Source organism: Verrucosispora sp. ts21, assembly GCF_002879555.1.
GTDB lineage: Bacteria > Actinomycetota > Actinomycetes > Mycobacteriales > Micromonosporaceae > Micromonospora > Micromonospora gifhornensis.
The window spans coordinates 44,370-58,218 of sequence record NZ_PNOZ01000042.1 but is presented as its reverse complement, the minus strand read 5'-3'; the positions used below and the strand labels follow the sequence as shown (position 1 = coordinate 58,218).

General features: G+C 69.9%; 13 protein-coding genes and 2 pseudogenes. 6 read left to right on the top strand and 9 right to left on the bottom strand.

The genetic code is table 11. The annotated features are described in order from the left end of the window. Positions 1-163: 163 nt before the first annotated feature. Positions 164-856, bottom strand: a complete 693-nt coding sequence (locus tag C1A38_RS19070; protein WP_102659121.1) for a class I SAM-dependent methyltransferase — start codon at positions 854-856, stop codon at positions 164-166. Between the two features lie 318 nt (positions 857-1,174). Between C1A38_RS19070 and C1A38_RS19065 the strand changes: the two genes are divergently transcribed. After that, positions 1,175-3,841 (top strand): HAD-IC family P-type ATPase, encoded by a 2,667-nt coding sequence (locus C1A38_RS19065; protein ID WP_102659120.1) that lies wholly within the window; start codon positions 1,175-1,177, stop codon positions 3,839-3,841. Between the two features lie 83 nt (positions 3,842-3,924). On the opposite strand, the gene C1A38_RS19060 is transcribed toward C1A38_RS19065, so the two are convergent. The 4 genes from C1A38_RS19060 to C1A38_RS19045 all read right to left on the bottom strand — a co-directional run bounded on the left by C1A38_RS19060 (position 3,925) and on the right by C1A38_RS19045 (position 8,336). Continuing rightward, the gene (locus C1A38_RS19060) at positions 3,925-4,575 is read right to left on the bottom strand and encodes a response regulator (RefSeq protein ID WP_102659119.1); all 651 of its coding nucleotides are present in this window, start codon (positions 4,573-4,575) and stop codon (positions 3,925-3,927) included. Positions 4,576-4,602: 27 nt separating this feature from the next. Next, positions 4,603-6,567 carry a sensor histidine kinase gene (locus C1A38_RS19055; RefSeq protein ID WP_233196906.1) on the bottom strand — a complete coding sequence of 655 codons (1,965 nt, stop codon included), beginning with the start codon at positions 6,565-6,567 and terminating at the stop codon, positions 4,603-4,605. A 27-nt stretch (positions 6,568-6,594) separates the two neighbouring features. After that, complete coding sequence (locus tag C1A38_RS19050; RefSeq protein ID WP_013731390.1) at positions 6,595-7,062, bottom strand: hypothetical protein; 468 nt, start codon at positions 7,060-7,062, stop codon at positions 6,595-6,597. 218 nt (positions 7,063-7,280) lie between these two features. Next, positions 7,281-8,336, bottom strand: coding sequence for an ETX/MTX2 family pore-forming toxin (locus C1A38_RS19045; RefSeq protein ID WP_158244915.1), 1,056 nt, complete (start codon positions 8,334-8,336; stop codon positions 7,281-7,283). 272 nt (positions 8,337-8,608) lie between these two features. On the opposite strand from C1A38_RS19045, the gene C1A38_RS19040 reads away from it, so the two are divergent. The 4 genes and pseudogenes from C1A38_RS19040 (at position 8,609) to C1A38_RS19030 (ending at position 10,268) form a co-directional block, all read left to right on the top strand. Beyond that, positions 8,609-9,178 carry a nucleotidyltransferase family protein gene (locus C1A38_RS19040; RefSeq protein WP_102659116.1) on the top strand — a complete coding sequence of 190 codons (570 nt, stop codon included), beginning with the start codon at positions 8,609-8,611 and terminating at the stop codon, positions 9,176-9,178. A 56-nt stretch (positions 9,179-9,234) separates the two neighbouring features. After that, positions 9,235-9,351, top strand: a pseudogene (locus C1A38_RS31420) (transposase); the annotation flags it as partial. 132 nt (positions 9,352-9,483) lie between these two features. After that, entirely contained in the window at positions 9,484-10,002 is a 519-nt protein-coding gene (locus C1A38_RS30900) for a superoxide dismutase (RefSeq protein WP_102659131.1), read from the top strand. Between the two features lie 5 nt (positions 10,003-10,007). Next, positions 10,008-10,268, top strand: coding sequence for a superoxide dismutase (locus C1A38_RS19030; RefSeq protein WP_102659115.1), 261 nt, complete (start codon positions 10,008-10,010; stop codon positions 10,266-10,268). A 47-nt stretch (positions 10,269-10,315) separates the two neighbouring features. Here C1A38_RS19030 and C1A38_RS19025 read toward each other — a convergent pair whose 3' ends face one another. The 3 genes and pseudogenes from C1A38_RS19025 to C1A38_RS31415 all read right to left on the bottom strand — a co-directional run bounded on the left by C1A38_RS19025 (position 10,316) and on the right by C1A38_RS31415 (position 12,191). Continuing rightward, positions 10,316-11,578 carry an ATP-binding protein gene (locus C1A38_RS19025; protein WP_102659114.1) on the bottom strand — a complete coding sequence of 421 codons (1,263 nt, stop codon included), beginning with the start codon at positions 11,576-11,578 and terminating at the stop codon, positions 10,316-10,318. Between the two features lie 141 nt (positions 11,579-11,719). Continuing rightward, a pseudogene (locus C1A38_RS19020) lies at positions 11,720-12,067 on the bottom strand (hypothetical protein); the annotation flags it as partial. Next, positions 12,027-12,191: a hypothetical protein gene (locus C1A38_RS31415; protein WP_199180254.1), complete on the bottom strand. Its 165-nt coding sequence runs from the start codon at positions 12,189-12,191 to the stop codon at positions 12,027-12,029. The pseudogene C1A38_RS19020 and the gene C1A38_RS31415, both read right to left, overlap by 41 nt. Between C1A38_RS31415 and C1A38_RS19015 the strand changes: the two genes are divergently transcribed. After that, the gene (locus C1A38_RS19015; protein ID WP_353505527.1) at positions 12,190-13,155 is read left to right on the top strand and encodes an NAD(P)H-binding protein; all 966 of its coding nucleotides are present in this window, start codon (positions 12,190-12,192) and stop codon (positions 13,153-13,155) included. The two genes, C1A38_RS31415 and C1A38_RS19015, sit on opposite strands and share 2 nt — an antisense overlap. Positions 13,156-13,202: 47 nt before the next feature. Here C1A38_RS19015 and C1A38_RS19010 read toward each other — a convergent pair whose 3' ends face one another. Next, complete coding sequence (locus tag C1A38_RS19010; protein ID WP_102659129.1) at positions 13,203-13,847, bottom strand: TetR/AcrR family transcriptional regulator; 645 nt, start codon at positions 13,845-13,847, stop codon at positions 13,203-13,205. Positions 13,848-13,849: the final 2 nt, after the last annotated feature.

Below are 13,849 nucleotides of genomic sequence, written 5' to 3'. Positions count from 1 at the left end.
CCCACCCCGCCCTCACCGCGCCGCCTGCCCGCCCGACGATTCGCCGATCTTGCACTTCTGGTCGCCGAAATCGCCTAGTTAGCACCCTTTTGTCGCGACGGTAAGTGCAAGATCGACGAGGTCAGGCGACGCCTGGGGTGGGGTGGGTGGGGAGAGCGGATGGTTAGGGGCGGCGGAGGGCGCGTACCACGACGTCGTGCAGGGTGATCTCCCCGCGCGGACCGGTGAGGGTGCGCTGACCCTCCTCGGCGGTGAGGATCTCCCAGGCCGTCTCGTCCAGACGCGCCGTGATGGCTGCGGCGGTCGCCGACGCCTCGGCGGGTGGACGCTCCCCGACCTGGTGGCCATGCCCGTGCCCCCGATCATGGCCGTGACCCTGCTCGTGGTCGTGGCCCTGGTCGGGGGCGGTGGAAGGGTGTAGGTGGCCGACGATCAGCAAGGTGCCGGACGGTGCCACCCATTCCGCGAGGCGGTCGTAGAACTCCAGCTGCGGCATCGCCGGGTGGGCGTAGTGGGTGGTGACCAGATCGAAGCGGGCCTGCGGTGCCCAGCGGCTCAGGTCCGCCTCGATCCAGGTCAGGCGTTCGGAAACGCCACTCGCCGCCGCGCGTTCGGCGGCGCGGGTGAGCGCCTCGGAGGAGATGTCGGCGGCGGTCACCTGCCAGCCCTGCGAGGCGAGCCAGATCGCCTCGGCACCGGCCCCGCATCCCGCGTCCAGCGCCGTACCCGGCGACAGGGTGCCGATCTCACGCACCAGATAGGGGTTCGGCGGCTTGCTGCTCATGGAGCCAGGACGGCCACCATCACCCTGCCGCCAGTGCTGCTCCCAGTACGCCTTGTCGAAGTCATGCGCCACAGCCAGTCCCCCGCTCCTGTCGTCAGGTCCGACGATGGTGGCAGCCGCGGCGCGGACCGCCAAATTTTCTTGCCAGTTCAGCAAGAACATCCCCACGTCGTGCCGCTCACAGCAACCCGACTGCCTAACCTTTTTGCGCTGTTTGTCGGTCGTCTGACGGTGCATTGGCAGAGGATTTTCTCAACGGCTCGGGCTGGAGTGCGCTGCTTCCGGCCACGATGACCCGGCCCGGGTGCGCCTGAGCCGATGTCGGATTGCGAGGTGGCGGTGGGTTCTGAAGAGCCGGCCGAGTCACCGCGCCAGAACGGGCACCACGCCATGTCCTCCCATGAGGTGGTGCTGCTGCTCGAAACGGACCCGCGCCGTGGGTTGAGCACGGACGAGGCCGCGCGTCGCCTGGAACGGTACGGGCGCAACCTGCTGCCTGCCGCCGGGGGCGGCGGCTTCCTGCGCCGGGCGCTGCGGCAGTTCCACAATCCGCTGATCTACGTGTTGATGGCGGCTGCGGTGATCACCGCGTTCCTCCACGAGTACGTGGACGCCAGCGTCATCTTCGGTGTCGTGCTGGTCAACGCCGTGGTCGGGTATGTGCAGGAGTCCAAGGCTGAGGCGGCGCTGGACAGCTTGCGGTCGATGGTGCGTACCGAGGCGCGGGTGGTGCGGGCGGGGCAGGAGCGGATGATCGCCTCGGAGGAACTCGTACCCGGGGATCTGATCGTCCTGGAGGCGGGCGACAAGGTGCCGGCGGACCTGCGCCTGGTCCGCCTGGCCGAACTGCGGGTGGACGAGTCGGCGCTGACCGGCGAGTCGGTTCCGGTCACCAAGGACGAGGCGGAACTACCCGAGGTCACCGCCGTGTCGGACCGCCGCAACATGGTCTACTCGGGCACCCTGGTCACGGCGGGCAGTGGTGCTGGCATTGCGGTGGCCACCGGCACCGAAACCGAGTTGGGGCAGATCCACCGGCTGGTCGGCGCGGCCGACAACCTGGCGACCCCGCTGACGAGCAAGCTTGCCTGGTTCAGCAAGGTGCTGACGGTGGCCATTCTCGTCCTGGCGGCGATGACCTTCGGTGTCGGTGTGCTGCGCGGTCAGGACGCGACCGAAACCTTCACTGCGGCCATCGCGCTCGCGGTGGGGGCGATTCCGGAGGGACTGCCGGCGGCCGTCACCGTCACGTTGGCCATCGGCGTGACGCGGATGGCGCGGCGGCGGGCGGTGATTCGCCGCCTGCCGGCGATCGAGACGCTGGGGAGCACCACGGTCATCTGTTCCGACAAGACGGGCACGTTGACCGAGAACCAGATGACGGTACGGGTGCTCTGGACGCCGGACGGCGAGTTCTCCGTGACCGGCTCGGGTTACCGCCCCGATGGAGAAATCTGTGGCCCCTCCGGTGCGATGGCCGACGAGGCGACGAGCGAGTCCCTGCGCTGGACTCTGCTGGCGGGCGCAGGCTGCAACGACGCCCGGGTACGCGAGGAGAACGGCGAGTGGTTCATCACCGGTGATCCGACCGAGGGGGCGATGCTTGTGGTCGCCGGGAAGGGTGGGATCGACCGCGACCGGCTCGACAACACCTTGCCGCGTACCGCCACGATCCCGTTCAGCTCGGAGCGGCAGTACATGGCCACCCTGCACCGCGAACCCGACTCCGGGCGCGAGATCGTGCTGGCCAAAGGCAGCGTGGAGCAGATCGTGGCGATGTGCCGTACGGAGATGAGCGGCGACGGGACGACCCGCCCGCTCGACGCCGAGGCGGCGCTGCGCTGCGCAGAGGCGCTGTCCAGCCAGGGGCTCAGGGTGCTCGCGACGGCCGTACGTCGGGACGGGGAGTCCGGCGACTTCAACGAAGATCACCTGCCCGGCACGCTGACCCTGACGGGCCTGCAGGCGATGCTGGATCCGCCCAGGAGTGCCGCCGCGCCCGCGGTACGCGCCTGCCACGACGCCGGGATCGGCGTGAAGATGATTACCGGGGATCACGTGGCGACGGCCACTGCCATCGCCACCCACCTCGCCATTCTCGGTGACGACCAGCAGGGAAGGGTGCTCACCGGCAGAGACCTTCAGACAATGCCGGCCGAGCGGTTCCCGGAGACGGTGGACCGCGCCACGGTGTTCGCGCGCGTGTCCCCGGAGCAGAAGCTGCGGCTGGTCGAGACGCTCCAGCGGCGCGGGCACGTGGTCGCGGTGACCGGCGACGGGGTGAACGACGCCCCGGCGTTACGGCAGGCCAACATCGGCATCGCCATGGCGCGTAGCGGGACCGAGGTCGCCAAGGATGCCGCCGACATGGTGCTGACCGACGACGACTTCGCCACCATCGAGGCCGCGGTCGAAGAGGGCCGTGGAGTCTTCGACAACCTCATCAAGTTCATCGTCTGGACGCTGCCGACGAACCTCGGTGAAGGTCTGGTCATCTTCGTGGCCATCGTCCTGGGCGCGACCCTTCCGCTGCTGCCGACCCAGATCCTGTGGATCAACATGACCACCGCCGTCCTGCTCGGCCTGATGCTCGCCTTCGAGCCGAAGGAGAGCGGCATCATGCGACGGCCGCCCCGCGACCCCCGACGACCACTGTTGACCGGCGCTCTCGTGGCCCGGATCGCGCTGGTGGCCGCGCTGCTCGTCGCCGGCGCCTGGTTGCTGTTCGAGTGGGAGCAGCGTCGTGGCGCCGGTGTGGCCGAAGCACGGACCGCAGCGCTCAACCTCTTCGTCGTGGTGGAGATGCTCTACCTGTTCAGCTGCCGTTCGCTCGTGCACTCCGCCTGGCGCATCGGCTTCTTCACCAACCGCTGGGTGCTGGGCGGCGTACTGCTGCAGGCCGTGGCCCAGCTCGCCATCACCTACCTGCCGGCGATGAACAGCATCTTCGACACCGCGCCGATCGGCGGTGACGTCTGGCTGCGCATCTTCGCGGTCGGGGCCGCAGCCGCCGCCGTGGTCGCGCTCGACAAGCGACTCCGAAGGAACCTCGTCTGAGCCGACCTGCGGGTACGAGCGAGGTGGGAATGGCAGTTCCGATCGCAGTTCGATGTCGGCGCGCTTCCAGCCCTTGTGGGCGGTCACGATGGGCCGATGCCGACGTCCCGGGCGAGCAGCGCCGCCTGCACACGGTCGGCGACACCGAGCTTTCCGAGGATCGCCGAGACCTGGTTCCGGATGGTCTTCGTGCTCAGCCCGAAACGGCGGGCGATCTGAGCGTTGTCCTCACCACCGGCCAGGTGCGCCAGGATGTCCCGTTCGCGCGGGGTGAGCCGGTCGAAGGGCGGCGGCAGGCTGACCGCCGTCGGCTGCGCCCGGCCCAACGCGGCGGCGGTGATCCCCGGCCCCAGCACCACGCCCCCACCGGCCACGGTCCGCAGCGCATCGACCACCAGATCGGGGTCGGTGTCCTTGAGCAGGTAGCCCCGGGCACCGACCTGCAGGGCACGGGCGACCAGCTCGTCCTCGTCGGCCATGGTCAGCATCACGACCGCGGTCTCCGGCCGGTGCCGCAGGATCTGACCGACCGCCTGCACGCCGTCACCGTCCGGCAGCGCGATGTCCATCGCCACGACGGTGACCTGTTCGTGTGCGACCGCGGCGATCGCCTCGGCGCAGGAGGCCGCTTCCAGCACCTCCGCCACCCAGGACTCGCCCTCCAGCATCGTGCGCAAGCCACGGCGTACCACCGGATGGTCGTCGACGATGAGCACGCGGGCCTGTTCCGACATGCTTACCCCTCTCCCGCCGTCCGGCGGCTATTCGTCCTCGACCCACGGCAGCCGGACCCGCACCAGCGTCCCACCCTGCGCCCCGGCGGTGATCTCACAGCTGCCGCCGAGTTCTGCCGCCCGATGGCGGAACGAGTCCAGACCCACCCCGCCGGGCCGCGGGCCGGCCAGTCCGACTCCGTCGTCGGCCACCTCCACCAGCAGGCCGTCGCCGCGACTGACCCGGACCTCGCACCGGTTGGCGTGGGCATGGCGTACCACGTTGGACAGCGCCTCGGCCACTATCCGGTACGCCGCCACCTCCACCGCCGCGGGCAGGGTCCGCAGGTCGCCGTCGACCGTGAGGTCTATCCCGAGCTGCGGGCCGTCGAAGCGCCGGCACTCCGCCCGCAGCGCCGACTCCAGTCCCTGGTCGAGCGCGGCCGGCCGCAGCTGGTCCACCAGCCGGCGTACCTCGGCGGTGCAGGTACGCAGGTCGTCGGCGAGCCGGTCGAGGATCAGCTCCAGCCGTGGCGTCCCGGTGGCGAGTTTGCTCGCCGCGCGTACCTGCATCGACATGCCGGCGAAGGTGGGACCGAGCCCGTCGTGCAGGTCCCGACGTAGCCGGCGGCGTTCCTCCTCCCGCGCCAGGACCAGTCCCTCCCGCGCCTGGCGGAGCTGACGGATCAGCCGGGCGGTCGCCACCGCCGCGGTGGCCTGCCGGGCCACGTCGGTGAGGATCCGACGCTCCATCGGGGTGAACCGGTCACCGGTACGGCGGTGGGCCACCACCAGCTGACCGACCCGGTCGCCGTGGATGAGCATGTCGAAGCGCTCCATCGAGGTGGTCGGCGTGCCGTGTGCCGCGCCGCCGTCCGGCAGGTCACCTCCGTCGGCGTCGTCCACCTCGACCGACACGTACGGCACCCGCAGTGACCTGGCGATGGTGTCGGCCAGCAGCGCCGGCACCGCGTGCGGCTGTCCGGTCCGTTCCAGCAGGCTGCCGAGCCGGGTCAGCATCGCGTACGGATCGTCGCGGTCCCCGTAGAGCAGCCGGTTGACGCCTCGCTGCACCCGACCGCGCAGCGGCTCGAAGGTGATCGCGATCAGGCCGGTGGCGACCAGGGAGGCGTTCGAGGTGTCCGGGCCGACGACCAGGTCCCGCAGCAGCGCGACGATGGCCACGAAGCCGGCGATCACCAGCAGGCTCATCACCAGCCAGACCAACGTCCGGTTGATCACGCGTTCGAGCTGGTAGAGCCGGTAACGCAGCACGGCGAGGGTCATCGCGCCCGGAATCGCGACCACCATCAGCGCCCAGGCCCCGGCCAGGTTGAGCGCGTCGAGCACGCCGCCGAGCAGGAACAGGGCACCCGCCACCAGCAGGCAGGCCAGCTGCTGACGGGTCTGGCCCGTCGCGCGGTGCCAGCGTCTGGCCAGCGACACCAGGACCGCCACCACCAGCAGCACCTGTACGACGATCGCCAGCAGGGCGATGCGTACCAACAGTTGCGCCCGCCCGGTCGCCGCCAGCTCACCGGCGAGCAGCAGGCCGCGCGGGTCGTCGAGGGCGGCGACGGCGAATGCGCCGGTGGTCAGGCCGCCGGCCCCGATGAGGCCGCCCGCCACGACCCGCCAGCGCGGGCCGGGAAGCTTACCGTCGGGAAAGACCAGCAGGGCCAGGATGACCAGGGTGTACGGCGGCCACCAGAGCCACTGGCCCAGCCATGCCAGCGGCAGCCACGACGACCAGCTCAGCGCCAGCACCGCGACCGTGGCGACCAGGCCGGCGGCGAGCATCAGCCGGCCCACCGGGTGACCCGGCACCCCGGCCAGCACCAGGGCGCCGAGTGCGGTGAACGCGGCGGCGAAGACCGCGGTCAGCGTGCTGGGGCCGAACAGCAGCGGGTCCCGCTGAAGAAGTTGGCCGACCAGGACGAGTAGCGCCACCGCCACCGCCGCACCGGCCAGCAGGCCGCGTCGAGTCGTTGTGGATCCCTCAGCGGGCGTCACGGTCGGCCTCCTGGTCGACGATGCCGGTCAGTGCGCCCAACCGGCGGCGTGCATGGCGTTGTGCAGGAAGTTGCCGGCAGTTCCCTTCCCCGGCTCGTGCCAGGGCATCTTCTCGATGGCGTCGGCCAGCGTGCCGTCCAGCGCCGGCAGTTCGCGCACCGTCGCAGCACCGTCGACGCGGGAGCCGCCCCCCGACTCCGAGTCGGACTTGAGGAACCGTTCGAGGTGATCGAGCACCGCCTGAAGGCGGCGCTGCACCGCCGCCGGATCGGCGGGTTCACTGCTCGGCTGCAGGTCGGTCAGGCACCACTGCCGGTCGAAACCGGGGACCAGCCGCCGACCGGTGAAGTCGAAGAACTCCACCGCGCCGCGCAGCGGGTCGCCCTCGGCCTGCTCCTCCAGCAGTCGCCGCAGGTCGGGGTAGGTGTGTGCGAAGGTGTCGTCGTTGGCGATCAGCAGGATGCCGCCGTCCGTCTCGCCCGTGACCAGGCTCATCTCACTCTCCTTTGTGTACACCTGGAAGCAAGGAATCAGTCAATACGATGTCGGGGTGGGTCGGGACCTCCCCCCGGTCGCCCCGCCCCACCCCGGCGGCCAGTCGTTACGATCGTTGGCCGCGAGATATTCGTACTTGTGGACACTCCCGAGCCGATGCTGGCTGCCGTCGCGACTAGCGCGGCCACGGCAACCAACTCGCTCGGCACCCGAAACGCTTAGCTGATCTTGAGTAGCGTGGCCTTTGGCTGCGTCGCCGGCGCCAGGGCGGGTGAGCCGTCCAGGTTGTACTGCTTGAGGTTGACCTGGACGTTCTCGCTGTTCCCGCCGGCGAACATGCCGCCAACGGTTCCGGCGGCCCGCGCACCGCTGCGGTAGATGTAATCGCCGCTCAGCGTGTACGGCACCCGGATGTTCGCATGGGTGACGGTGACCGTGGCCTCCACGATCGATCGCGCCGGGACCAGCACGGGCTGCCGCCAGGAGACCGTACGGCTACGCGAGGTGGAACCGTTCTGGGTGTAGCTGAAGGACCCTTCGGCCGTGACCGTCACCTTGCCGTCGGCGAAGATCGGGAAGCCGGCCCTGATGGCGGTCGACACCGAGACCTTGACCCCGGCGGTGTCCGACCAGCCCTCGGTCTCCGTCACCGTCTTCGAACCGCTGATCTCGGTGGACTGCTGCAACGACGTGTCGTTGCGGTTCGTCACCTTGTCCAACTGCTGAAGTGACGTTCCGAGCAGCTGCGCCCGAGCGATGTCGTAGTTGATGTCGTACGCCATGAACTCGACGATGTCGTCCATCTGACGGCAGACGGACTTGTTCGCTCCCCCGCCGACGCTGATCGCCGTCACACAGACGTTGTTTCCTGCGGCCGACGCGGGCAGCACCACGTCGAAGCCGTGTGCCGCACCGTACTGCGGGTAGGCGGCGGCGACGTCGGGCCGGTGCTGGTTGGCGACCATGGATCGGACCTGCGTGCCGTTGATGCTGATGTTCACGGTCAGCGCCGTGGTCGGCGCGTCGTTGTCCGCCGTCCAACCCCAGACGTGCACCCCGTCCCGGGACACCGTCTGCCGTGCCCCGTCGAAGGCGAGCACCGGGACGAAGCCCGACGGCGGCGGCGGGTCCTCCGGCGGCTCGTAACCACACGCCGGCGGCGGGATCGGGACGTTGCAGTAGGGTGCCGCCGACGCCGGCTGCGCCGCCACCAGGACCATCACCCATCCGGTCACGACGGCACTCAGGACCGCCACACTCTTTCGTACTCGCATCGAACCTCGACTCCTCGTCACGCTTCGGTAAGAAGGCCGGTCGTCTGCCGGTAGGGCGGCAGCGGCCGTTTCGTATCGGAAGTCTGTTGGCCCGACCGACCCGGTCACCAGGGACGCCCGTCCCGGGCCACCGGGAGGTTGTCCCGACTCCCCAATGGCAATGCCCTGGCCGTGGAAAATCGCCATCTCGCGGACGAATAGAGCGCAGGTACGCTCAGATCATCGCGCGGAGCACGGCGACCCGGGCCGCGTTGAGGACCCAGGGGGATGCGTTGCGGGAAGACGAACTGCGGGACTTTGTTCGGCGTAGCCCGTGGCTGAACCGGGCGCTGGACATCGTGCGGGACTCCGCCCTGCCGGACGCCTGGATCGGCGCCGGCACCATCCGTGACCTCGTCTGGGCCGAGCGGTACGGCAACGGCTTCGACCCGTCATCGGTACGCGACGTCGACGTCGTCTTCCTCGACCCGACGGACCTCAGCCGCGACAACGACAACCGCGCCACGCAACGGCTGGTGGCGGCCTGGCCGGAACCACCCTGGGAAGCGAAGAACCAAGCCGCCGTACACACCTGGTATCCGGCGAAGTTTGGCACCGGCCCGGTGCCGCCCCTGCGCAGCATCGCCGAAGCAGTCGCCACCTGGCCCGAATACGCCACCGCCGTGGCCATCCGCCTCGACCCACACGACCACATCGCCGTCTGCGCACCACACGGCCTCGACGACCTCCTCGACGGCATATGGCGACCCAACCCCACCAGAGTCAGCCCCGAGACCTCCCGCCAACGACTCGCCCGCCACCGCCCCACCGAACGCTGGCCCGGTATCCGCGTCATCATCTGAACCACTCACGCCCCACGCTCACAGCCGCCGCCCCGGCCAACACCTCGACCGCCGTCGACGGCCAACGCGAGGTGTGGGGCCTGGACGTCGCTTCCGACGAGGACGGCTCCGGCTGGCTGGCGTTCCTACGCTCGTTGACCCTCGGCCTGGCCGGAGTCCGCCTCGTGATGTCGCACCCGGAAGGCGTTCAGACCGGGAGAACAGGCATTCCACGAGTTCTCGTTGTGGCGGCCGCAGGACCCCGGCAGCCGTCGTGCGACGAGCTGGAGCACACTCTGCGACGACGATGGTGTGAGGAGTTGCTGGTGGCCGTCTACTCTCTGCCCGACATGCCGTACGACTACGGTGCGCTGGAGCCGGCGATGTCCGGCGAGATCCTGGAGCTGCACCACAGCAAGCACCACGCCGCGTACGTCAAGGGCAGCAACGACGCCCTGGAGCAGCTGGCCGAGGCCCGGGACAAGGGTGACTTCGCGGCGCTGGTCGGGTTGGAGAAGACGTTCGCGTTCAACCTCTCCGGGCAGGTGCTGCACTCGATCTTCTGGAACAACCTGTCCCCGCACGGCGGTGACCGCCCCGACGGTGAGCTGGCTGCCGCGATCGACGAGCACTTCGGCTCCTTCGACGGCTTCGCCGGTCAGCTCTCCGCGGCTACGAAGAGCGTGCAGGGCTCCGGCTGGGGCGTCCTCGCCTGGGAGCACGCCTACTACCTGCAGTACCGCAACGTACGCCCGGACTACGTCGACCGGCTGTGGAATCTCGTCGACTGGGCCGACGTGACCGCCCGGTTCGAGGCCGCCCGCGCCGCCGCGCCGAAGCTCTGACCGGCGTGACCGGCCCGGTTCCGGTCGCCGCCGACCTCGTGCAGCGTGCCGCCGGGGTCATCGCCGCCCGCCACCGCGGTGACCTCGCCGGCGCGGAGGCGCTGCTGGCGTCGTTCGATACCGACCAGGCCCGCACGCTCGGCTTCTACCTGCTCGCCGACCTCGCCCTCGGACTGGTCCGCGCGCAGACTGGTCAGTCCCTGGGATACCTGGTCCGGGAACTCGCCCTGCTCGTCGCTGCCACACCACCGCCTTCGCCCGGTTGAGGGCATGCCCACTCCCCTGACGGCTGGGGAGCGGCCTGCGAGCGAGGTCAGTCTGCTGTCGAGGTGGAAACCTGCCATAGGGCGCTGACCGGCATGGCGCGGAGTCTGTCGCCGAACGGCAGCGTGGCGGTTCCGGTATAGAGGACGATGCCGACGATGAAGTCGTCGCCGAGGCGGTCGGCGAGTCGGCGTAGGCCGCGGAAGTCGTCGGGTCCGACGGTGCTGGCTGCTTTGACCTCGATCCCGACCACCTGACCAGCTCGGTTCTCGAGCACCGCGTCGACTTCGTACCTGCTCTGGTCACGGTAGTGGGACAGGTCGACGAACTGCTCCGACCAGGTGAGCTGCCGGGACAGCTCGGACAGCACAAATGACTCGAGCAGCGGCCCGAACGGTGCGCCCGGCCGGAGCAGTGCCCGGGCGTCGGTCGCGATTTCGTTGGCGGCGATGCCCGAGTCGACGAAGATCAGTTTCGACGCGGCGGTGGCACGGGTGCCGAGGTTGCGGGACCAGCCGGGAATCCGTTTGATCAGGAAGATCTCTTCCAGGGCTTGGAGGTAGCGGACGATCGTCGGCCGGCTCAGTCCGAGGGCGGATTCGAGGGAGTTCGCGGCGATGATGGTCGCGGACCTGGCCGCGAGGAGGCGTACCAGCCTGCGTAGCTCGCCCTTGTGCTGAATGTCGGACAACTGCCGGACGTCGCGGTCGATGAGCGCCTGGACATAGGCGTCGAGGAACCGTTGGCGGCGGCGCGGGTCGGTGCGGGCGGTGGCCTCGGGTAGGCCGCCTCGCACGATCCTGGCCGCGTAGTCGGCGCGGGTCACGTCCGACTCGTGTCGCAGGTCCGGGCCGAGCGCGAAGACGGCGTCGATGAATCCGTCCAGGGCTCCGTCGAGTTCGCCTTGGGAAAATGGCCAGAGCTCGACGGTTTCCATCCGACCGGGCAGCGCGTCCGGCGCAGCCACCATGCCGAACAGCCGAGACGATCCGGTGAGCAGGTACCGGCCAGGACGGGGATCCTCGTCGACGGCAGCCTTGATGGCCAACAGGAGCTCCGGAGCGCGCTGGATCTCGTCGATGACCAAGAGTTCGGAGGAGTCCACGAACCCGACCGGATCGGCGATCGCCGCCGCCCGGTCCTGAGCCCGATCAAGATCGCGGCGCTCGGCCAGACGATCGCCGGCAACGAGGCGGACCAGCGTGCTCTTGCCCGCTTGGCGTGCCCCGCTGATCAAGACGACGCGGGTGTCCGCCAGAGCAGCGTTGACCTGCGCGGCAGCGTGGCGGGGGATCAGACGCGGTGTGGGCACGGCGTCATCATAACCGCCGCACTTCCGATCTGCGAGGCCCCTTGCTTTCGATTTGCGGCACCCGAAGCGTTCGATACGCGGCCGTTTGATGTTCGATCTGCGGGCCAGGCGAACGGGGCGGTTCGTGGAAGGGGTCCACCGCTACGTCGCGTTGCTGCGGGTCGCGGCGAGTTCGGGGAAGGCGTCCTCCCAGTGCTGGCGGAGCTGGGGTGGCAGCCACAGGGTGGGCCAGAGCCGCCGCAGCAGGTCGGCATTGAGCCAGGTGTTCAGGTCCTCGACGGTACTGGCTTCGGTGAGCACCACCTCGTACATGCTGGCCAGGCGTGCGGGCCGGTTCAGGTCATACTCGGCGTGCCCGGACCAGTCGAGATGACGCGGAAGCGTCACCGTGCCGTCGGCCGGGCCGTGCAGTGCGGCAAGGGTTTCGGCAACCACGTAGGGCTTCCGGTCACCGTAGGGCCGGTAGTCCGCTGGCGGTTGGGGTGCCGTGATCGGGCTGTTCCAGTACGGCCGGAGCGTCGGGCAGCACCGGCCGCGCCCCGAGCGTGATTCCCGAGAACCAGGGCCGAAGCGCCCGCGCCACCTCCGGGCTGACCAACTCATCGCGCTCCATGGTCAGACCGTACGTCGCGGCCCGGAGCCGAACCCAGCAGCCCGATCGAGCTGTGCCGAAAGTTCCTAGATCCGGCCACGGTGCCCCTGGAACCGTGACAGCCATGATCCTTGTTACCGGCGCCACCGGCACTGTCGGCCGACACGTCGTGCAGCTCCTCCAACAGGGTGGGCATCGCGCTCGAGCGATGACGCGAGGCCGACCGGGACACCCGCTGCCACCCGACACGGACGTGGTACGAGCTGACTTCGACGACCCCGACTCCCTGCGCCGCGCGCTGACCGGCGTGCACTCCGTGTTCCTGCTCACCGCTCCGGCGGCACCGACGCCGGATCATGATCTGGCGCTGCTGGCGGCAGCCCGGTCGGCGCACGTCACCTCGGTGGTGAAGCTCTCCGCGATCGGCACCGGCGAACGATTCGGCACCGTGACCGTCGGCGCCTGGCACCAGGCGGCTGAGGACGCCGTCCGCGCCAGCGGCATGGCGTGGACGGTCTTGCGGCCGTCGAGCTTCGCCTCCAACTTCCTCCACTGGGCGAGCCTCATCCGCGCCGGCCAACCCGTACCCAACCTGACCGGCGAGGGCAAGCAGGGGATCATCGACCCCCGCGACATCGCGGCGGTCGCGGTCGCCGCGCTCACCGACCCCGCGCACGCCGGCATGACGTACACCCTCACCGGGCCGGAACTACTCCACGTGCCCGACCAGGCGACCCGACTCGCACAGGTCATCGGCCGCCCGGTCGACACCACGGACCTTCCCCCGGCCGTCGCGCGTCAGCAACTGCTCGCCTCGGGGATGCCCTCGGCCGCCGTCGAAGCCACCATCATCGGCTCCGCCTGGGCCCGCGCCGGGCACAACGCCGTCGTCACCGACGACGTGGAGAAGGTGCTCGGACGTGCTCCAGCGACCTTCCTGAGTTGGGCGCAGCGTCATCGAGAAGCCTTCATCGGTACCCGGTGACGACAACGCGGCCGGTTGATGGCGTACGGCTGACCCCCAGCCCGAGGTCACCGCCGCCGGGCAGGCGTTGCGGTGTCCGGTGCGTCGGTCGACGGGTCGACGCCGAACAGGCCCAGTCGAAGTAGGCGTTGGTTGGCGGCGCTGCGGTGGGCCAGCACCTGCGCGTCGAACATGGGTCGGTCCAGGTTGGGTTGCATGACCGGTTCCAGCAGCAGCGGGCCTACGATCAGGCACAGCATCTGGAACGGTGCCCACTCGAGGTCCGCGTCCGTGCGGCCGCCCTCGGCCGCGATCAGCCGCTCCAGCTCGGTACGCGCACCCTTTAGAAGGCGGCCGAACAGCGCCGCGCTGGCCGGGCTGTCCTCCTGTAGCACCCGGCGCAGATAGCCGCGGAGCACCGGGTCGGCGCCGAACATCCGCGCGGACACCTCACCCAGCGCCCCCATCAGATCCCCGCCGCTCGGATCCCGCTCCCGAAGGGCAGCGCCGATCCGGGCCAAGACCTCCTCGTCGACGGCGGCGCGCAGCCCTTCCTTGGAGCCGAAATGGTGCATCACCAGGGCCGGTGACAGGCCAGCCTCGGCAGCAACCGCGCGGGCCGAGGTGGCGGCGAAGCCGCGCTGCGCGAACAGGCGCAGGGCCGCCTCGCGCAGCCGCGCCCGCCCGGTCAGGTCCGACGGCGACGCTCGCATGC

Coding starts and splice junctions, on each gene's coding strand:
- C1A38_RS19065 (WP_102659120.1), top strand. CDS start 1,175: ATGTCCTCCCATGAGGTGGTGCTGCTGCTCGAAACGGACCCGCGCCGT.
- C1A38_RS19060 (WP_102659119.1), bottom strand. CDS start 4,575: ATGTCGGAACAGGCCCGCGTGCTCATCGTCGACGACCATCCGGTGGTA.
- C1A38_RS19050 (WP_013731390.1), bottom strand. CDS start 7,062: ATGAGCCTGGTCACGGGCGAGACGGACGGCGGCATCCTGCTGATCGCC.
- C1A38_RS19045 (WP_158244915.1), bottom strand. CDS start 8,336: ATGCGAGTACGAAAGAGTGTGGCGGTCCTGAGTGCCGTCGTGACCGGA.
- C1A38_RS19015 (WP_353505527.1), top strand. CDS start 12,190: ATGGTCAGACCGTACGTCGCGGCCCGGAGCCGAACCCAGCAGCCCGAT.
- C1A38_RS31415 (WP_199180254.1), bottom strand. CDS start 12,191: ATGGAGCGCGATGAGTTGGTCAGCCCGGAGGTGGCGCGGGCGCTTCGG.
- C1A38_RS19010 (WP_102659129.1), bottom strand. CDS start 13,847: ATGCGAGCGTCGCCGTCGGACCTGACCGGGCGGGCGCGGCTGCGCGAG.